Origin of the sequence: Parabacteroides sp. D25 (genome assembly GCF_000307475.1) — a bacterium.
GTDB classification, from domain to species: Bacteria; Bacteroidota; Bacteroidia; order Bacteroidales; family Tannerellaceae; genus Parabacteroides; species Parabacteroides distasonis.
The window spans coordinates 278,437-299,005 of the sequence record NZ_JH976503.1 but is presented as its reverse complement, the minus strand read 5'-3'; the positions used below and the strand labels follow the sequence as shown (position 1 = coordinate 299,005).

The window sequence follows — 20,569 nt, the reverse complement described above, 5'->3', positions numbered from 1 at the left end:
TTTTTATGGCTAAACTTTCATTTATTTTGTTTATTTTTGCGCGCTGTTAGGGTCATAATTTTGATAAAAATAACTTTATATGAAAAACAAACATTTAGTGATGCTATTGCTATCATCTTGCTGTTTAGCGGCATGTGTGGATAGTAAGTATGATTTAAGCGATGTCAATACGGACGATGCGGTAATGGGTGAGTCTTGGGTAGCTCCCCTCGGTACGGGTTATGTAACGTCGGATGACGTTGTGAATGTAGAGAAAGTCCCTTCCATTCGGGAAGTCGACGGGGCTTACGTCATGATCTATGATGGAGAGATGAAGATTAAGGGGAAAAGCTTACGGGCCGCCTCTGGTAAAGTGGAGATCGCCTCGGAAGATATAACGACTGGGGATATCGATGGTTTGTTTGATGGCGATTTCGTTTTGGCGTTAACGAATCCCCATATTACATTAAAGTCGAATGTAAAGAATGCCTCTTTGGATTGTAGCTTGTCTATCGAGGCTGAGAACACAAGTAAAAAGGAGGCTACTTCCTCTGATTTTACCTTGTCAACGGTGTCTCCTAATATTTGGATCGGCCCTCTTGATCCGAAGACGGATGCTTTTAAGTTTGTCAAGAACGAGAAGTTACCGGGAATCGTACAGATTGTTCCTCAAAAAATACATTTGTCTTTGTCCGCTGATAGCAAACAATGGGCGAACGCTCCTGCGGATGCCTTGAGTGAGTTACGTTATGCGGTAGAGCTTCCGTTGACTCCGGCACCGGAATTTAGCGCCGTATCCGTCGAGCGGATCGAGGACGCTTTTGATGAGGATTTCGTAGACTATATTTTCTCGGACGGAAGCGCGAGGATCTATGGAGAGGTTACGAACGAGATGCCGTTCGATATGTCTATCGAGATGGTGATCATGGATGAGAACAATGTACCGGTAGATATCCAATTCCCGGCACAAGAGGTAAAAGGACAATCTGGAGAGGTTATCTTCGAGATCACGAAGGAGGATATGCCGAAAATGAAGGATGCACGTCATATAGACCTAAATTTACATTTAACGGGTAGAGATCAAGGCGAGGCTTTGAAGAAAGGCCAGAAAACGACCTTCAACTTGAAACTTAAGAAAGAAGGTGGTATCTCCATTTGATCCCAGTACTAACCATTTAAATTACGAAAAAGAAAGATGAATACTATATATAATATGTATAAGAGAGGTCTGTGTGCTTTATGTTTATTGACCACTGTGGGAATGTCGGTATCCGCCCAGCAAATACGAACTTCTTACTTCATGCAATCTTCTACGGCACGCACGACGATGAATCCGGCGTATCGTCCCGAGAGAGGCTATGTCTCCATTCCGGTATTAGGTGCGGTTGGCGCTTCGTATGGTACGAACGGAATAGCTGTGGATAATTTTATTTATCCGAAGAATGGTGAGACCGTTACGTTCATGGATAACTCCGTGAATACCGAGTCTTTCCTGAATGGCTTGAAGGATGAGAATCAGGTAAATATGGATTTTGGCACGCAGGTTCTATCCGGTGGCTGGTACGCCGGCAAGGGATTCTGGACGGTTGATGTTTCTATCAAGGGCTTGGCGAATATTCGTGCTCCGAAGACATTGTTCGAGTTCATGAAAAAGGGTAATGGATCTCAGAGTACCTATGATATTCGTAATATCAGGGCGTACGCCGAGGCTTATTTGGAGACAGGTGTAGGATATTCTCGTCCTATCACGGATAAGTTGACAGTCGGAGGTAAGGTTAAATTGTTATGGGGCGTAGGTTCTATGGACGCTACGATCGATCAGATGCATGCTGAGATGGGAGAGACTAGCTGGAAAGTTACCTCTACCGGTACCTTGCAGACGAATATGAAAGGCTTGGTCCCGGAAATGGAAGTAGACGAGCAAGGCCGTGATTATTATAATAGCTTTGATTTCGATTCTCCGGGTCTTAGCGGTTTCGGTATGGGAGTGGACTTGGGTGCTACGTACCAATTGACCGAGAATATCATGTTGTCCGCCGCTGTCCTTGATTTAGGTTTTATCAGTTGGAGCAAAGGAGGGAGCACGGTAGGTAAGTTGGATGGAACTTTCGACTTTAACGGCTTTGATCTGGCTATCGGCGAGAATAACGGTGATATACCGAGCATGGGCGATCAGTTTGACGCTATCAAGGAAGATTTCGAGAACTTGCTTCATTTCAAGAAAGAGGGTGAGTCCGGAAGCACTACCCGTCTTCGTTCGACAATCAATATCGGTGGCGAGTACCGTTTGCTGGAAAACAAGTTAGGTATCGGCTTATTGTCAAGCACTCGTCTTTATTCCCCGAAAGCCTATACGGAACTGACATTGTCCGGTAATTACCGTCCGGTGAAATGGTTTGAGGCTACGCTGAGCTACTCATTTATCCATAGTAAGTTCAAGACGTATGGTATCGCCTTGAATTTCTCACCGTCTTGGATCAATTTCTTTATTGGATCGGATTATATGTTGACAAAGGTAACTCCACAATGCTTACCGGTAAGCGGTAACGCCATGAATCTTTACATGGGAGTAAGTGTTCCTTTGAAATCATTCGCTAATTAATAGGGAATACTCAGAATAGAGTCTGTATCATAAAGGAAAAGGCTGTCCGGGTTATATACCCAGACAGTCTTTTCTTTTTTATTAGGCTCGTTTTATTAGGTTTTTTATCTTTGTGGACTGATTGAAAGGAAGAAATTGGATATGAGATTAAAGACTTTAGCCACCCATCCGGTATGGAGAGAGCCCCGGACTGTATTCGGGGTATGGATGCTAACCGGTGTTATTTTTGCTATTGTCAAGTTGTTGATTGGAAAATATAATAATTATAAGATATTTGAAGGAGTCTATTGGCATGCTATCGAGGGGTTAACCTTATATGGGGATCATTATCCGGAATATTATGATTCAAATCATTATGGAATCTTATTTAGTCTTATCATAGCTCCTTTCGCCCTGTTACCGGAATGGTTGGGTATAATCTTATGGATAGCGGGTAATACCGCCCTATTGTTTTATGCGATTAGCCGATTGCCATTGTCGAGTACCCAAAAAATCATTATTTATTGGTATTCGTATTGTGAGTTGATGACGGCTCAAGGAGTACAGCAATTCAATATATCAGTAGCGGCCTTTATCTTATTATCGTTTGTCTTGATACTGGAGAAAAAGGATTTCTGGGCGGCAGGCATTATTATGCTCGGAACATTTATCAAGATCTATCCGATCGTGGGATTGGCGTTCTTTTTCTTCTCAAGGCAGAAAGTGAGGTTATTAGCCTCTTGTCTTTTCTGGGGATTGGTTTGCTTTGTGATCCCGGTGCTTTATACACCGGGGTTTGAGTATGTGATCTCTCAGTATATAGATTGGTTTGAGCGATTGAAGGTGAAAAATATGTTGAATATGTTCGCTGATCCACAAAATATATCATTATTAGGAGTGGTTCGAAAGATATCCGGGAATGCGGAGTATAGCGATATGTGGCTTATCATACCGGGCTTGATTTTATTCTGCATTCCATATTTAAGGATCTCTCAATATAAATATCCGGCTTTTCGCTTTATGTTGTTGGCTAATGTTTTATTATTTGTCGTATTATTCAGTACGGGAAGCGAGGCGAGTGGATATATCATAGCGATGATAGGAGTCGCTATCTGGTATATATGCAGTGTATCGCCCCATAAGAAATATACTTATTGGCTTTGGATAGCTACCTTGGTGATTGTTGGCTTATCCACTACAGAGCTGGTTCCATCTATTGTCCGGAATGGACTGATCCGTCCGTATGTGATAAAAGCTTGGCCTTGCATTGTGGTGTGGCTGACCATTTGCTATGAGATGTGTTTCTTGGATTTTAGTCATTCTCCCTATAAGCATATCACGACTTAGGCAGAGTGAATATCGCCTGTTTTTTAATAGAAGGTTACATAATAAAACGAGACTACTCCCGACAAGCGATGAGAGTAGTCTCGTTTTAAACTACTTTTTATCGATCTCTTTCAGTAATTCTTGTACCGCTGTTCTCAATTGCGTATCTTCCCCTTTGACAACAGTTTCCGGAGAATTAGCGACTTTAACATCCGGTTCCAGCTGTGTGTTCTCTAAGTAACTACCGTCCGACAGGCGATAACCGGTAATAGGTGTGCCGAATATCAGCGTCGGATCTTGCAGGGTTTCCCAAGAGACGGTAGTCATTGTTCCCGGTACGGGCATACCTACCAGACGTCCGATCTGTTGGTGCTTATAAACCCACGGGGTTCCATGTGCGTTACTATAATTAGCCTCGCATTGCAACATGATGGAAGGTTTATTCCAGCGGCGGCTAGGCATATCGCAAGCCTCTCGGCCACGTGTCACTTGGGTGAGGTATTTCTCTCCGCTGAACAAGATCTCGATATCCTCGTGCAAGCGCCCACCACCATTAAAGCGGGTGTCAATGACGATTCCCTCCCGGTCGTTATATTTACCTAGGATATCGGAGTAGACAGAGCGGAAACTAGGATCTCCCATGGATTGGATATGGACGTATCCCAATCGTCCGTTCGACCATTTATCCACGTCGGCGGCACGTTGTTTCACCCAGCGGGTATAAAGCAAGTTATTTAACTCACCGTTACTGATAGGCAAGACTACCTCTTCCCAGCGTTCCTTGGTTTGTGGATCGTAGAGGGAAACTAAGGTCTTCTTTTTGGCCTTATTGTTTAATAGCTTGGAGTAATCCATATCCGGGGTTATTTCCTGTCCGTCTATTTTCTCCATGATGGTACCGGCTTTCACTTTGGAACGTGCGTGATCGAACGGGCCTTTTTCCACTACCTCGGCGATCAATAGACCTTTGCCGCTATGGTTCCAATCGAAAAGTAGGCCTAGGTTGGCGGTAACATTGCCGCTTGTTCGCGGACGGAAGCGTCCTCCGGTGTGAGAGACGTTGAGTTCTCCCAGATATTCGCTTAGCAACTCCGCGAAGTCATAGTTATTATTAATATGTGGCAGGAATTTACGGTAGGCGGCGGTCATAGCGTCCCAATTTACGCCGTGCATATTCACGTTGTAGAACCGTTTTTGCTCTTGTTTATAGACATGGTCGAACATATACTCACGTTCGGCGGCCAAGTCCATTTTCAAGTTTGCTTGGTAATTGATCGGCGTTAGTTTCTCCGATCCCATATCCATCTTTTGCATGGAGTTGCTACCCAGCAAGAACAGGTTTTTACCTTCCTTATCCATTTCCATGTTCGCCCATCCGGTATTCATCTTGTGGAGTAACTTGGTCTCTTTCTTGCGCAAGTCCATTTTCCACAGGTCGTATTTATCTTCGAAAGCCGAGAAATAATATAAAGTCTCGCCATTCTTCGAGATGACGGCGCTACCCATTTCGGAGGAATTAGGAGTAAGACGTAGGATACGATCTTGGATGCCTTTCAGTTCCACTACGATATCCTTGGGCTTTTCGTCTTTCTTTCCATCGGCTTTATCTTCTTTTTTCTTGTCGCCGGTTTTGTCCCCGGTTACCTCTTTCTGCTCCTTTTCCAGTTCCTTTTGCAACTCATAATCCTCTTTGCTCAAGCGGAATTTATCATAAGCGTCTTGATTCATGAATACCAGCATGGCATCATTCAAGGAACCCCATGAGGCATGCGCACGCATTCCGTAACGCTCGGTGGTGAATAAGATGGCGTTTCCATCCAGTACCCATTGCGGGGAGGTGCTGGTGTAACCGCTATTGGTCAGGTTGGTGATCTCTCCGCCTTGTGCGCTAACCAAGCCGATATCCGAATAAGGATCGTGCTTGTTTCCGATAAACCGGAGCGTGAACCATTTACCGTCCGGCGACCATGAGTAATCGAAACCACCGGCTGTGCTATACCATGTGGAGCCATCCGTGACTTGGCGTACTTTCTTCGTCTCAAGGTTGACTACCATCAACCGCATACGATCTTCTATGAAAGCGAGTTCCTTACCATCCGGTGAGAATTGAGGATAATTACGCTCTACGGTCTTAGAAGGTAAGAGAACTTCCTCTTCGATAATCGTTGCGTTCGGGAAATTGGCTTCTTCCTTACGTGCGATCTTAGCCAAGTAAAGTTGCCAATTACCACCACGCTCGCTGGCATAAGCCAAGGTACGGTTATCCGGCGAGAAGCATATGCCTGTTTCGGCGGCCGGGGTATGGGTGATTTGCTTGGTCGTGTTGTAATCGGCCGAGGTGACGAATACCTCACCTCTTAGGGTGAAGGCGATCTGCTTGCCATCGGGGGATACGGTAGCGGAGGTTGCTCCTTTGCTGGAATTCAGATCGGCGATTTGCTCTTGATCGTCACGTATCAAGTCGATCCGTACTTTCTGCGGATTGCTTCCCGGACGTTGTGTATAGATCTCGCCATCGTATGTGTAGCACAATGTCTGGTCGCTACCTGTAGAGAGGAAACGTACGGGATGTGTCTTGAACTTAGTAACCGCCGTTATAGATTGTGGGGTGTTGAGAGGGAATGAATATACATTGAAAGACCCTCCGTTGCGTTCGCTCAGAAAGTAAACCGTCTGTCCATCCGGGGTAAATACGGCGTTCCGGTCTTCTCCCGCATGGTCAGTCAAATTGGTATGTTTTCCTGTTTGCGTATCGTACATCCATATATCCCGGGTAACGGATGAGGTATGATGTTTACGCCATTCATCCTCGAAGCCCTTACGATCTTGGTATAAGAATGTCTTTCCGGATTTATCGAAGCAAACCATCTCGGCGGGTGTTCCCAATACTTGCTCCGTGCGTCCGCCACCAACCGGCACTTTATAGAGTTCCGTCATGGCCGAGGTCGGGAATAAGGCGCTCTGTGCCGGATCTTGTATGGATGCGGAGAAGAGTACGTATTTGCCGTCGGGAGTAAAGGCCGATGGAATCTCGGAGGCGGAATGAGTGGTGAGGCACTGTGCCGTTCCACCGTTGGAGGGCATTACGAATAAATCGAAATTGCCGTTACGATCGCTGGCGAAAGCGATTTGTTTTCCGTCCGGAGACCAGATTGGCGTGCATTCATACGATGCTTGGGTGGTAAGTTGTGTCGCTGTTCCTCCTTTGGCCGGTACTTTATAGATATCTCCTTTGTAACAAAACGCTATCTCTGTTCCATCAGGAGAAATTTGTACATCACGCATCCACAAAGGGGGTACAGCGTAGCTGGTAGTCGCAAAGCCCATGGCAATGCAGGTTAAAAGTTTTTTCATGTACTTAATGCTTTTTTAGAATGGTACGAAGATACATATTATTTTGTACCCATCAGTCTGCTCTCTATTGAAATATTAACTGGATTTACCCTTTCAATTTCACTATAAATAACACGAGGCTTTCCCCTTGGGCCTGTGCGGGGAAAGTATTTCGCAGATCCTCTCCGGATTTGCTGAAACAATAGGAATGGCAATAGGGATCGATAGGGTCCATTCGTCGCACATTACCGGTTTGATAAAAATTATCTTTTAATCCTTCTTTTACCTGCCAGCATTCTTCCTTCTCCGTATCATAACAGAAGGTGTAATTTCTGGACTCATCCTCTGCGTTATAGTATGTAGATACCCAGAAACGGCTGCCCATGCGGATCGGTAGCAAAGGAAGTGTATTCTTTCCGGCAAGGTTCTCCAAGGTTTGGCTTTGCCGCTTTTGCTTAATATATAAAGTGTCCCGTAATAAGTTCCCGGGTTGATAGGAGGGGGCGTAGGCATAAACCGTTCCGCTTCCGGGCTCCACGGCTACTTCCGGGGCGAGACAACCGATCGGGCATGCGGAACGTTCCAGATCGACCGGACGGATCGTATGAGATTGTAATTTATGGAAAGAGGAATCGTATTCAACAATCTGTTTCTCAATCGTGGCGGTTTGCCCCGCCGTATCCCCATGAACACATTCCTCGGTGGTAAATATCCGGTTATTGTGCATGGATATGGATAGCATATGCCTATTCTCCGGAAGGTCGCATTTCAGTTTCTTGCGGGTAAGGAGATCACCATTGAATGAGTAATAGAAAATATCGTCCGTGTTTCCAAGTACAATCAACTGCTGGTTGGCCGGGTTCACTACATACCCCGCTACCCGTATGTCATCCGGATGGGTGATGCGACAGATAAATTCTCCCTTGCGATTGAAACGGTAAAGCGTCTCATTGCTGATAAGGAATAGGTTGTCTCCCTCTTGACGGATATACTTGGCCTCCTTGATCGAATGCGTCCCTGAGTCCTGTAATGGAATGGCGATTACCTCATCCGCGATGTCAGACAAGGCTCCGGTAGGGTTGCTCCGGATCGATTCATTCGAGATTAACAGGTTATAGGCTTGCTTTCCGCAAGCCAATAGAACAAGTAGTAATAAATATGTAAAGGTTCTTTTCATATCACCGCTAAATTAAAGAAGGATAAACCTTTTTATGATTTTTACGAATTGTTCTTATAAAACGTAGATCATCTGATTTTATTGGATAAGCCTAGAATTATTCTTGTAGAAATACCCAATTATCCCCCTCGGACATGGATTCTTTATAGGAAAAGCCTTCCCATGTGAATGCTTTTAATGCCTCCGGGTCAGAAATCCGGTTCTTTATGAGATAGCGGCTCATTTGTCCCCTGCACATCTTGGCATAGATCACGATCGTCTCCGCTTTGCCGTTCTTCCAGATCTTGAACTCGGGCGTGATGATCCGGACGGATCGCTCCACCTCCTTCCACTGGAAAGAGGGTTGGATATCCAAGCTGGCTAGATTCAGTAGGATTCCGTCTCCCTGTCGGACGTCATGGATTAATATATTTGTTTGCCTGTCCTTCCAGAAGGCGTACATATTCCCGTCGCCTAGTTCCGGGATTTTTACGTCGAACTCCATCCGGTAAGGCTTGATAAGGTCTAATGGGCGAAGTAACCCGTAGCATCCCGATACGAAACGCATATGTTCTTGCGAGAAAAGAAAATCCTCCTCCGTGAAGTCTTTCGGGCTGATATTCTTGAATACGACACCGGTATAGGCGAGTATCGCTTGCAAGGGCTGGTTGTCTTCCGCATGAAAATCTTGGTATCTGCGGTAACATTCCGCCGCCAGTTTCGGGCTGAGCTTGAGGATACGACTTAATTCGTCAATGGGAAATTGGGTCATATGCAGGGCGATCTCGTTCGCCTCTTGCTGGAAACGTGGAGTCGTGCCTTGCGGCGCTTTTATCTTGGATGTCCCGGTCATTGTCTTAGCCGGAGATAATAATATCAACATATCTATATTGGATTTGGATTGATCGCATAAAGGTAATCCATATTAAGATTCAAATAGGGTATAAGCATCCCAATAAATCTTAAAGTATCTCGACTCGAATGGGGGATTTAATGGAGGAATGAGTCTTGGTGATAGAAATGTAATGAGGATTATGAAGATGAGAGACGTGAAGATGCGACCTATATTCCTTTTGATAGTATTCATCCTACCTACGATGGCCCATGCGCAGTGGACGGAACAGGATTCTTTGCGCCTGCAAGAATTTTTATCCGGCAAGGAGGAGATACGTTTGAATCCTGAGTTTCAGAAGGCGATAGAAAGCGGGACTTTTCTACGACCCGATCAACCGGGAACCCATATGTTATCCTCACCAAGTGAGTTGCCGATTACGAAAGACTTCTCGGAATATGTACAGTTAGATACTTTACGTAGGTTGACTAATTATGATTCGATTACCCCAGTCCTATTCATGCTGCTGAATTTTAAGTCACCTTCCCGTTCATTGGCCATACAGAAGCAAGCGCACACGATTAGGCTCCCTAAGAATCAGGATTGGAAAGAGTTTAAGGTAGGTAAGGTTCCTATGGCTGCCAACGTAAAACTGACTAATATATACTCGGATGTCGTGAAGGATGGCCAGCGAAGGGGAGGGGTACTTGCTACCATAAGAGTCTATTTCGACGCAGAGGATTTACTAGAGACTATTTTCTGGAAAAGTGCCCGTGATAAGAAGAGAAACAGGAAACGGGAGAATACGTGGAAGTATTATAATGACTATCCGTAAATTGTTGGATTTATAGGATATAACCACTCGAAAAAAACACGTACGTGAATTTCAAAAAACATGTACGTGTTTCCGGAAAAACTCGTACGTGTTTTTTTGAGAACATTGACTGTTTTTACCTAGATACTGTGCGTTTACTATCAAAACCTTTTTCTCTCTCTTTTGTTCTTTCTGAAAAGATACGTCCTAATGACATCCGAAATGGACGGTTTGACGGGGAGTTCTCTATTCTGTTTTATAATATTAAGACAAAATGTCATATTTTCGTTTTGGTATTTCTTTTGTAAAGATATAAGTGTAAAATAAATTAGAAAAGAATATAAGAAAGGAGCTTAAATATATGAATTTAAACAATTTTACAATCAAGGCGCAGGAGGCTGTTCAACAAGCCGTACAGTTGGTTACCAAAAATAATCAACAGGTTATCGAACCGGTTCACTTGTTGAAAGCTGTCATTATGACGGGTGAGAGTGTTACTAATTTTATCTTTCAGAAATTAGGGGTAAACGCTCAAAACCTGAATATGGTACTGGATCGCCAAATCGAATCTTATCCTAAGGTTTCGGGAGGCGAACCCTATCTCTCTAGCGAGTCGAACGCTGTCTTACAGAAGGCGATCGATTATTCCTCTAAAATGGGGGATCAATATGTATCGTTGGAGCCGATCATCTTGGCGTTGTTCACGGAAAAGAGCACCGCTTCACAGATATTGAAAGACGCCGGCGTGACAGAGAAAGAGTTACGTCAAGCGATTGAGGAGTTGCGTAAAGGAAATAAGGTGACAAGCCAATCCGCCGAGGAGACGTACGATGCCTTAGGAAAATACGCCATCAATTTGAACGAGCGTGCCCGTAGCGGTAAACTGGACCCCGTGATCGGACGTGACGAGGAGATCCGCCGTGTCTTGCAGATCTTGAGCCGCCGTACGAAGAACAATCCGATCTTGATCGGTGAGCCGGGTGTAGGTAAGACTGCTATCGCTGAGGGGTTGGCCCATCGTATCGTTCGGGGTGACGTTCCCGAGAACTTGAAGTCTAAACAGATCTTCTCGTTGGATATGGGCGCGTTGATCGCCGGAGCTAAATATAAAGGCGAGTTCGAGGAACGTTTGAAAGCGGTGGTGAACGAGGTTACGAAATCCGAGGGTGAGATCATCCTCTTTATCGATGAGATCCATACCTTGGTAGGAGCCGGTAAAGGCGAAGGCGCCATGGATGCAGCTAACATCTTGAAACCGGCCTTGGCTCGTGGTGAGCTACGTTCGATCGGTGCCACGACGTTGGATGAGTATCAGAAGTATTTTGAGAAGGATAAGGCGCTTGAGCGTCGGTTCCAGACCGTTATCGTAGACGAGCCGAGTGAGTTGGATACGATCTCCATCCTTCGTGGTCTGAAGGAGAAATACGAGAATCACCATAAGGTACGTATCAAGGATGATGCGATTATCTCCGCCGTGCAGTTGTCTACCCGTTATATCACGGATCGTTTCTTGCCGGATAAGGCGATCGATTTGATGGATGAGGCCGCCGCCCGTCTGCGTTTGCAGATCGATTCCGTACCGGAGTCGTTGGATGAGGTTTCCCGGCGTATCAAACAGTTGGAGATCGAGCGTGAGGCGATCAAGCGTGAGAACGACAAGTCGAAATTAGAGCAACTGAACAAGGAGATCGCCGACTTGAAGGAGGAGGAGACCAAGCAAAAGGCTCAGTGGCAGAGCGAGAAGGAGCAGATCAATAAGATCCAGCAAAATAAGATCGATATCGAGAACCTAAAGTTTGAGGCTGACAAGGCGGAGCGTGAGGGTGATTACGGCAAGGTCGCTGAGATCCGTTACGGTAAGATCAAGCAAAAGGAAGAGGAGATCAGGGAGGTACAGGCTAAGTTGAAGACGATGCAAGGTGCCGCAGCTATGATCAAGGAGGAAGTGGATAGCGACGATATCGCCGATGTGGTATCCCGTTGGACTGGAATTCCAGTCAGCAAGATGATGCAGAGCGAGAAAGATAAGTTATTACGTCTGGAGTCCGAGCTTCATACCCGTGTGATTGGTCAGGAAGAGGCGATCAACGCTATCGCCGATGCGGTTCGTCGTAGTCGTGCCGGCTTACAGGATCCGAAACGACCGATCGGTTCTTTCATCTTCCTCGGTACTACCGGTGTGGGTAAGACGGAGTTGGCCAAGGCGTTGGCCGAGTATCTGTTCGATGACGAGAATATGATGACCCGTATCGATATGAGTGAGTATCAAGAGAAATTCAGCGCGACTCGTTTGATCGGTGCGCCTCCGGGATATGTGGGTTACGATGAGGGTGGACAGTTGACGGAGGCGATTCGCCGGAAACCTTACTCGGTTGTCTTGTTTGATGAGATCGAAAAGGCGCATCCGGATGTATTCAACATCTTGTTGCAAGTCTTGGATGATGGAAGGCTGACGGATAACAAAGGCCGCGTTGTCAACTTCAAGAACACGATCATTATCATGACAAGTAACCTAGGTTCTTCCTTGATCCGTGAGAACTTCGAGAAGATGACACCCGCCACGCATGACAAGGTGGTAGACGAGACGAAGATCCAAGTACTGGAACTGTTGAAGAAGACGATCCGTCCGGAGTTCTTGAACCGTATCGACGATATCATCATGTTTACTCCGCTGAACGAGGAGGAGATTCGCAAGATCGTATCCTTGCAGTTGAACAGCGTGAAGAAGATGTTGGCTACGAACGGTGTCGCCTTGGACTTCACGAACGAGGCCGTGGACTTTATCGCCGACAAGGGCTTCGATCCTCAATTCGGTGCCCGTCCGGTAAAACGTGTCATTCAGAAGTATGTCTTGAACGAGTTGTCAAAGGCTTTGCTGGGTGGAACGGTAGACCGTAACCGTCCGATCGTGATCGATCGGAAAGACGATGGGCTGGAATTTAAGAACTAAAGTAGACTTGAACGCTTGACGTTAAGCGTGGAGTTTCTATAAAATAATGAAGGTGGAATGATCCTATGTGAATCATTCCGCCTTTTTATTTTTCACTAATAGGTAGATACGGCTTGGTGCGATTATTTCCGGGTGGGAACCGTGCACCAAAATGTAGATCCTTTTCCAACGCTTGACTCCACGCCGATCTCTCCACCTAAATGTTTAATGATTAATTCACAGATAGACAGCCCGAGCCCTGTACCTTGGGTGAAGGAATCTAATTTAGCGAATCGCTCGAAAACACGGGAGATATTTTCTTCCGCTATCCCTTTTCCCGTATCGCTAACAAAGAAATAAATATTGTTTTTCCTTATTTCATATCCGATCGTTATCATTCCCTCGAAAGTGTATTTGCAAGCATTATTGATGAAATTAGCCAATACTTGGGATAAACGGTTTCTCTCAGTATGGATAATGTAGCTTTCCGCAGGCAGTTCCGTGCGGAATTCTACTCCTTCCTTGATCTTGAATCGGTAACTCCGCCATAGGGTTTGTATAAGCTCGTTAATCTCCACTTCCGTATAAAGGAAATCCAATATACCGGCTTCTATTTTTGACATATCGAGTATGTCATTGATTAAATTAAGGAGTAGCTCATTGTTTGCGTGAATGATTTTAGCGAATTCTTTGATCTCCTCTTTATCCTCACTTTCGCTGATAAGGGTCGAGAAACCTACGATTGCATTCAGTGGGGTCCGTATCTCATGGCTCATATTGGCGAGGAAAGCACTTGTCAACCGGTTTGATTCCTCTGCCTTCTCACGTAAGCGGATCACTTCTTCGGCCATATTTCGTTCGGTGTCAAGAATGTCTTTCTTATGCCGATGTTCCCTCATCGAAAGGAGGATAAGTAGAAAGGCGATAAGGGCTATCGCCACTATCTCGAATGGGGACTCTATCATGAAACTCGGGACTACTACGAGGCTCATTTGCTTAAAGGTAGAAATAGGGTAAAGTTTGGGGTTGATTGTTGACGTGGAATGGCCGTATGCTTGATCGGTTTTAGACAGGAATGATTTGTAGGCACCTTTCATGGAATGTTTAAGATCGCTTGGCGTGATTGGACTGATTACATATGAGGCCTTGAATAAGTAAGCCTTGATAGGCCCGATTTTGCTCCGGAGAGCTCGGGTACTTGTGGTACTTTGTATTTTAGGTTCCATTGTAATCATAATTTAATACATTTACTGAGTTCTAAAAGAACTTGAGTATCAGATGACTATATGTAAATAAATGATGGAGTGTATTTTGATTTTAACACAAATAAGACTGGCTTTAGTGTTTTTTGTGATCCATAAAGATATTGGAAGTCTCTTTGGGGTACTCGGTTGGAAATATATTCTTTCAAAGAAAATATCATGCGGAACAGTAAATTACCCGGAAGCTATAAAAAATAATAGGTCTATATGATAATCAAGTATTTTTATTACCTTTGCTTCCTATAAAACCTAAGCTCTTTTAGAACTATGTTCAAGTAAGGGCATTTGCTTTTGTTAAGTCACGTCCGTAAATAAGCTTAATTGTTTTTGGGATATAAAATCAAAATATTTCCGTACATTTGCCGCTATTCAAACCAATTAAACAAGATTAATTATGAGCACGAACAATGACGAGCTACTTTACGACGAGGATGATTCCGTAAAATTTATCCAGAATTATCTTCCCCAAGAACTGAAAGGAAAGTTCAGTAATGACGATATCAACTATATCGTAGACTTGATCTACGACTTCTATGAATCTAATGGCATGCTAGATGATGATGGCGACGATGAGATCGAGATCGATGAGGAAGAGGTTGTAAATTATGTAATTAAGAACGCCCAGAAAGACGGCGTAGGCAAATTCGAACCGGAGGAAATCACTTTTATAGTACAAGGAGAACTTGAATATTGCGATTCGATCAACATGTTTGATTGATATTTGTTATATATATAAAGTTGTTTAAGTGAAATTGTAGAAGATGATGAGGAACATTAAATTATTATCTGTTTTACTGCTATGTATGGCAGTGGTGTTTACGAGTTGCGGAACGTGGAATAACACGGCGAAGGGTACGGCGATCGGTGTAGGCGGTGGTGCCGCTGTCGGAGCTGGTGTTGGTGCCTTGGCCGGAAATACCGCATTGGGTGCCGTGATCGGTGCGGCCGTAGGTGGTACAGCCGGTGCGTTAATCGGTAAGAAAATGGATAAGCAGAAGAAGGAGCTGGAAGCTACCCTGCCTGAGGACACGAAGATCGAGAGCGTGAACAATGGTGAGGCCTTGAAGGTTACTTTTGACTCCGGTATCTTGTTTGCCACGAACTCAAGTACGTTGAGCGACGCTTCCAAGAGTGCCTTGCGTAACTTCGCTACCAGTTTGAAGGCCAATCCGGATACGGATATCCGAATCATCGGCTTTACGGATAACACCGGTAAGGTGGATTATAACCAGACCTTGTCCGAGAAACGTGCGAAGAGCGTTTACGATTACCTGATGATGCAGGGGGTAAGCACGGATCGTATGGTTTATGAAGGTAAAGGTATACATGATCCTGTGGCTAGCAATGACACTCCCGAGGGTCGTTCGTTGAACCGTCGTGTTGAGATCGTGATCTTGGCTAATCAGAAAATGATCCAAGAGGCTCAACAAGGAACGCTTCGATAAGTTTTTTTAAGCTATCCCTGCCGGAAGCGGACAGGTTATAGGGTATGAATTGGGGGACTGTCTTTTCGGGATAGTCCCTTTTTTGTTTAAATCGCAGGATAGGAAGGATGAAGAAGTTGATATATATTTTATTTGTGTTGATTACGATCGCTTTTGTCGTGGCGGCCATAGCCGGATTCGCTACCGGACGTATTAATCCGGAAGGGAAGGAGTGGATCTCGTTTCCCGGATTGGTGTTATTACCGGTATTGGCGGCCAATCTATGTCTTTTCTTGATGTGGTGTGTCTTTAGGAGTCATTGGTGCTGGGTACCTTTGGCGGCGTTATTGTTGAACTGGGAGTTTTTGATATCGATGTTCCAGATACGGGTCTTCCCAAAAGAGATTCCGATAGGGAAAGAAGCGGTTAAGGTGATTACCTATAACGTGAATAATTTCAATACGGACGGAAAGAAACAGCTTCCTAATATAGCGGATTGGCTGAGAAAGGAGGACCCGGATATCGTTTGCCTCCAAGAATGCCCCGTTGAATCGGCCCTGCGGATGGATTCTGTCGCCAAGACCTTATCGTTCCTACCGTATTATTGCTCTACCCGTTCGGCTACGAAAGCGGCGGGCAACGCTATTTTCAGTAAATATCCGATCCTTCGTTTTGAGTCTATCCTATACCCGGAGTCTAGCAATAAATCCTTGTTTGCCGTCATGGATATCCAAGGGGATAGTGTTCGTGTATTTAATAACCATTTCCAAACGACTAGCGTGAATGCCGTAAAGCCTCGTCTTTACCAAGCCCATGCAGAGGGTAAACAATTGGAGGAAACCGAGGCCGCCTTCCATATGGCTTTTCAGATGAAGAAGAATTTCGTGAAACGGGCGACTCAGGCGGATTATATCCGTCAGATGTTGGATGCCGGGGAGGGGCCCGTGATTATTTGCGGTGATTTTAATGATACACCGGCCTCTTATACGTACCGTACCGTGAAAGGTGATTTAACGGATGGGTTCCGTGACTGCGGCTCTGGTTTCGGGTACACCTTTCGTCAATTAAAGCGTATATTTCGAATTGATTACATAATTTATTCTCCTGATTTTAAGGGTGTAACTTATGATTCTCCTAATTTAGACTACAGTGACCATAAGCCCGTCGTATGGTTAGGATATGTTAATTAACACACCCAAAAGGATAGTTTTAGAACCTTTTTCAACTCATGCTGTTTTAATAGTGACTTATATATAAGCACAAATAATAGTATAAACTGTTTTAAACGTTAAAATGAGATGAAAAAGATTTTTCCTTTTTTTCTGTTAGTTCTTCTGTTGGCTTCTTGCCAAAAGGACCCGGACATGTCGAAATTGGACAATGATTTTCTGGTGTTCACGAATCACGATAAGGACGCGAAATTCGAATCGTTCACTACGTTCTACATTCCGGATAGTGTATTGGTTATCGGCACAAGCGAGAAACCTCAGTTCTGGACAGCCAATGAAGCAGACGATATTATCACTACATTGGTGAATAATATGGAAAGCCGCGGTTTCAAACGCACGCTAGACAAAGATAACGCCGACTTAGGTCTGCAAGTTTCTTACGTACAAAGTACTCAATATTTCGCTGACTACAACGATGGCTACAACTACCCGTACTGGTGGTGGAACTATCCGGGATATTGGAGTCCGGGTTACTGGGGACCAGGTTGGGGAAATTGGTATTACCCGTATCCTGTAGTGTATAGCTATAGTGTAGGTTCCTTGTTGACAGAGTTAGTGGATTTGGATACTCCTGCCGCTTCTAAGGCAGACGCTAAACTTCCGGTTCTTTGGACTGCTTACATGAGTGGCTTGTTGTCTGGTTCCGATAAATTCGATACTCAGCTGGCTGTTCGTGCTATCGAGCAAGCATTTGTACAATCTCCGTACGTAAAGAAATAATAATTCGAATGATTAAAAGTTTGAGATTCTATGAAAAAGATAAATAAATCAATCAAGTTAATCGCTTTACTCGTAGTTTGTATGGCGATGCCTACTCTGGCTGGCGCCCAGGTTTTGAAAAACGCGTATTTCAATGTAGACTGGCAAATCAACTCTCCGTTCGGTCAAGACTTTTCTAAGAAGACCAGCGGTTGGGGTGCTCACGCTGAGGGTGGTTACTATGTGATTCCTAATTTCGCTATAGGTGCGTTCATCTCTTATCATACAAATAATGAGTATGTGGACCGCCAGACGATTCCGGTAAACTCAACATCCGTAATCACTTCCGATCAACAGCATTCTATCTTCCAGTTGCCTTTTGGTGCGGCTTTCCGTTATAACTTCGCTCCGGAAGGACAATTCCAACCGTATGTTGGCGCTCAGTTAGGTGCTAGCTATAGTGAGATGTCTACCTACATGAACGTGTTGAAGGTTTACGATCGTAACTGGGGATTCTATGTAGCTCCCGAGATCGGTATGACCGTGTACTTCACACCTCAGAAACAGATCGGCGTACATATGGCCGCTTATTATAACTACGCTACCAACAAGGGTGATGTCCTCAGCTATCATATCGATGGTTTGAATAACTGGGGTATCCGCTTAGGTCTAGCGTTCTGATAGACAACGTTTGTTCTTTTAAGTGTTTTATGTAGTTTAGGGAAACGGAGGGCAGTGAATGTCTTCCGTTTCTTGCTTTTATAAGATCTGTAGTTTCACCCCGAATGAAAGGCTTAAATAATCTTTTGGCTTCAAGTAGCTGTTGCCGATAGCGTTTATTATATACAAATCGCAAGTGCTTAACTCATAGAAGAAGCTGATGGATTTATGCCAGCTACTATTTGGATTCAGTTTGAGTGTGATCCGCTCCCCGATAAAGATATGGTTACGGATGCGGGTGGAGAACCAATAATATCCCGGGGGATACTTATTCGGTTGCTTGGCCCAGAAATCCCGGTCAAATAGGAAATTTACGTAGATACCGCAACAAAGAGGCTCGAAAGATACTTTTTCTCCCAGATCGATATTCCAAGGAAAATAGTTTTGTTTCAAGGTGAAAGTCACGTTTGCGTGATCATTTGCGTTGCGGGGGACGATACCCAGCAACATATCCGTTTCCCAATGATTCCGGTAATAATTCCAACCGGTACCCACGGATAGCATCGCCATGGAACCTGCGAATTGTACTTTTGTATAGCGGGGGATGACCCGTTGCCATGCGTTCTCGTACCGTTGCACTCGTTTCGTGTATTTATCCTCTTGCGCATGGAGTGTAAGGGAAAAGACACAAGTTAAGAGGAGAAGCTTAAAAATTGACCACTTCATACATATAATCGTCAGGGGTTAAGGTAAAAAGAAGATAACTTCGTTTGGCGATATTGGCGCAACCGTAGTAGATAATGCCATCCTCAAACAAATCAGCTGCCGATACGCAATGATTATGTGCATGCAAGCAGAACATTAAAGATGGTAATGTCTTGATATAAAGTTGGAACACGTCTTTCACGTTATTGTCGAACTGTTCGTTCCCGGGAGGGGCGTGCATGACTACGATCGTGCGTTTATTACGGGTACTATCCGCTATCTCATTCTTTAGGAAATTAAAATCGGGTACCGGATGGGAATAATCATACTCGATAGCGTTCGTATTGAGGCATACGAATTTCACGTCGCTCACGACAAACGAGAAGTTCTCATTCCCAAAGATTTTACGAAATACTTGGTCGCCATTACCGATCACGTCGTGATTACCGATCAACCCTACGTAAGGCACTTTTAGTTTGGACAAGATATCATCGTTCCACTCGAATTCCTTCTTTAAGCCGAACTCCGTATAATCTCCTCCATGGATAATGAAATCGATGCTATCTAATTGATTAACGTACTTGACGAAATCTTCCGTCTCATTATAACTCCGCTGGGTATCGCCCATAAAAATAAAACGGATCGTGTCCTTCCCTTCGCAGACTTTCTCGATACGCTCGATATTGGTCGGGTTGATCTCCCGGGAAGTATCGGAATCCAGACGACCGTCATACGGATGATAGTCGATTAAGTCGCAAGCCGTGAGGAGTGTAGCGGCAGAAAGCCATATGTATTTCTTTAAAAACATAGCATCCTAACTTTTTTATATGCAAAGTTAGGATGCTATCAGTACCAAAAAAGGTCATTTCTGAGCTTATACTGGTCTAAAATGTATATTCTATAAAGCGAATACTTGCTTTATTTCCGTGAAGTCGGATAATACGATATCGGCAGTCTCATTTCCTTTATAAGCGCTCCAACCAATACTTTTTAGCCAGATTGTCTGGCATCCGATCCGGGTGGCGGGGACGATATCCTTATCATAGGAATCACCTACGACAACAATCTCGTCGGCGGGAAATCCCAGTTTATCCACTCCTAATCGGAAGATCGCCGGGTCCGGCTTACGGATACCTACGACCGCCGATTCCACGATAGCGCCGAATAAATGATCCAAACCGAAATCTTTCAACACGGATTCTATGTTCCCATAGAAGTTCGATACCAATACCAATGGGTAACGTTCCGCTAATTGCTCCAGAATGGGGCGGGCGCTATCGATTGCCTTCCGGGCGTATTCGTAACACCAATCCGCTAATTGTTCCGGTAACTCCGGGGTAACCGCCTCGGCGGATAAATGCCCGTTCTCTTTCAGCCATTGGATTTGTAAATCGCTTTTCAAGCGCAGCATATCCAGAAACGTATGATGAGGCTTCACGATCGGATTCTTTCCAAGCGTTCTTTCTCCATGTACATAAGCATCACGGAAAACCGCTTTGGATACGGGAACCTTCAAGGCCTCATACGCCATCCAGATCACCTCTGCCCAGTGCATGCCGTTACTGTCTATCGTTCCGCCGTAATCAAAGAGGATTCCTTTTACTTTGTCTAAATTGAACATAATCGAATGGGGTAAAAAA

At 44.7% G+C, this 20,569-nt stretch carries 17 protein-coding genes; 10 read left to right on the top strand and 7 right to left on the bottom strand.

Going from position 1 to position 20,569, the window contains the following annotated elements:
- The first annotated feature begins 79 nt into the window (after positions 1-79).
- The 3 genes from HMPREF0999_RS11845 (at position 80) to HMPREF0999_RS11835 (ending at position 3,907) form a co-directional block, all read left to right on the top strand.
- A complete protein-coding gene (locus HMPREF0999_RS11845; RefSeq protein ID WP_009275994.1) occupies positions 80-1,138 on the top strand; it encodes a DUF4621 domain-containing protein in 1,059 nt (352 codons plus the stop codon).
- 36 nt (positions 1,139-1,174) lie between these two features.
- Positions 1,175-2,581, top strand: coding sequence for a DUF5723 family protein (locus HMPREF0999_RS11840; RefSeq protein WP_005856679.1), 1,407 nt, complete (start codon positions 1,175-1,177; stop codon positions 2,579-2,581).
- 141 nt (positions 2,582-2,722) lie between these two features.
- Positions 2,723-3,907, top strand: coding sequence for a glycosyltransferase family 87 protein (locus HMPREF0999_RS11835; RefSeq protein WP_005856681.1), 1,185 nt, complete (start codon positions 2,723-2,725; stop codon positions 3,905-3,907).
- 90 nt (positions 3,908-3,997) lie between these two features.
- Here HMPREF0999_RS11835 and HMPREF0999_RS11830 read toward each other — a convergent pair whose 3' ends face one another.
- The 3 genes from HMPREF0999_RS11830 to yaaA all read right to left on the bottom strand — a co-directional run bounded on the left by HMPREF0999_RS11830 (position 3,998) and on the right by yaaA (position 9,258).
- Positions 3,998-7,240, bottom strand: coding sequence for a S41 family peptidase (locus HMPREF0999_RS11830; RefSeq protein ID WP_009275993.1), 3,243 nt, complete (start codon positions 7,238-7,240; stop codon positions 3,998-4,000).
- An 85-nt stretch (positions 7,241-7,325) separates the two neighbouring features.
- On the bottom strand, positions 7,326-8,396 hold the full coding sequence (locus HMPREF0999_RS11825; RefSeq protein WP_009275992.1) for a 6-bladed beta-propeller: 1,071 nt from the start codon (positions 8,394-8,396) through the stop codon (positions 7,326-7,328).
- A gap of 97 nt (positions 8,397-8,493) precedes the next feature.
- Positions 8,494-9,258, bottom strand: coding sequence for a peroxide stress protein YaaA (gene yaaA / locus HMPREF0999_RS11820; protein ID WP_009275991.1), 765 nt, complete (start codon positions 9,256-9,258; stop codon positions 8,494-8,496).
- Positions 9,259-9,409: 151 nt separating this feature from the next.
- Between yaaA and HMPREF0999_RS11815 the strand changes: the two genes are divergently transcribed.
- Both HMPREF0999_RS11815 and clpB read left to right on the top strand, forming a co-directional pair.
- Positions 9,410-10,042 (top strand): DUF4858 domain-containing protein, encoded by a 633-nt coding sequence (locus HMPREF0999_RS11815; protein WP_008778334.1) that lies wholly within the window; start codon positions 9,410-9,412, stop codon positions 10,040-10,042.
- A gap of 340 nt (positions 10,043-10,382) precedes the next feature.
- On the top strand, positions 10,383-12,971 hold the full coding sequence (gene clpB / locus HMPREF0999_RS11810; RefSeq protein WP_008780545.1) for an ATP-dependent chaperone ClpB: 2,589 nt from the start codon (positions 10,383-10,385) through the stop codon (positions 12,969-12,971).
- 122 nt (positions 12,972-13,093) lie between these two features.
- Here clpB and HMPREF0999_RS11805 read toward each other — a convergent pair whose 3' ends face one another.
- Positions 13,094-14,176: a sensor histidine kinase gene (locus HMPREF0999_RS11805; RefSeq protein ID WP_010182939.1), complete on the bottom strand. Its 1,083-nt coding sequence runs from the start codon at positions 14,174-14,176 to the stop codon at positions 13,094-13,096.
- Between the two features lie 430 nt (positions 14,177-14,606).
- On the opposite strand from HMPREF0999_RS11805, the gene HMPREF0999_RS11800 reads away from it, so the two are divergent.
- The 5 genes from HMPREF0999_RS11800 (at position 14,607) to HMPREF0999_RS11780 (ending at position 18,245) form a co-directional block, all read left to right on the top strand.
- The gene (locus HMPREF0999_RS11800; protein ID WP_005856696.1) at positions 14,607-14,930 is read left to right on the top strand and encodes a hypothetical protein; all 324 of its coding nucleotides are present in this window, start codon (positions 14,607-14,609) and stop codon (positions 14,928-14,930) included.
- A gap of 46 nt (positions 14,931-14,976) precedes the next feature.
- Positions 14,977-15,657: an OmpA family protein gene (locus HMPREF0999_RS11795; RefSeq protein ID WP_005856698.1), complete on the top strand. Its 681-nt coding sequence runs from the start codon at positions 14,977-14,979 to the stop codon at positions 15,655-15,657.
- A gap of 107 nt (positions 15,658-15,764) precedes the next feature.
- A complete protein-coding gene (locus tag HMPREF0999_RS11790) occupies positions 15,765-16,826 on the top strand; it encodes an endonuclease/exonuclease/phosphatase family protein (RefSeq protein ID WP_008780547.1) in 1,062 nt (353 codons plus the stop codon).
- A 108-nt stretch (positions 16,827-16,934) separates the two neighbouring features.
- Entirely contained in the window at positions 16,935-17,585 is a 651-nt protein-coding gene (locus tag HMPREF0999_RS11785) for a DUF4136 domain-containing protein (RefSeq protein ID WP_005856702.1), read from the top strand.
- Between the two features lie 30 nt (positions 17,586-17,615).
- Positions 17,616-18,245, top strand: a complete 630-nt coding sequence (locus tag HMPREF0999_RS11780; protein ID WP_005856704.1) for an outer membrane beta-barrel protein — start codon at positions 17,616-17,618, stop codon at positions 18,243-18,245.
- 78 nt (positions 18,246-18,323) lie between these two features.
- On the opposite strand, the gene HMPREF0999_RS11775 is transcribed toward HMPREF0999_RS11780, so the two are convergent.
- The 3 genes from HMPREF0999_RS11775 to HMPREF0999_RS11765 all read right to left on the bottom strand — a co-directional run bounded on the left by HMPREF0999_RS11775 (position 18,324) and on the right by HMPREF0999_RS11765 (position 20,550).
- Complete coding sequence (locus HMPREF0999_RS11775; protein WP_005856706.1) at positions 18,324-18,950, bottom strand: hypothetical protein; 627 nt, start codon at positions 18,948-18,950, stop codon at positions 18,324-18,326.
- On the bottom strand, positions 18,931-19,737 hold the full coding sequence (locus tag HMPREF0999_RS11770) for a metallophosphoesterase family protein (protein ID WP_005856708.1): 807 nt from the start codon (positions 19,735-19,737) through the stop codon (positions 18,931-18,933). Before HMPREF0999_RS11770 ends, HMPREF0999_RS11775 begins: the two co-directional genes overlap by 20 nt.
- A gap of 90 nt (positions 19,738-19,827) precedes the next feature.
- The gene (locus HMPREF0999_RS11765; protein WP_009275990.1) at positions 19,828-20,550 is read right to left on the bottom strand and encodes an HAD family hydrolase; all 723 of its coding nucleotides are present in this window, start codon (positions 20,548-20,550) and stop codon (positions 19,828-19,830) included.
- Positions 20,551-20,569 lie beyond the last annotated feature (19 nt).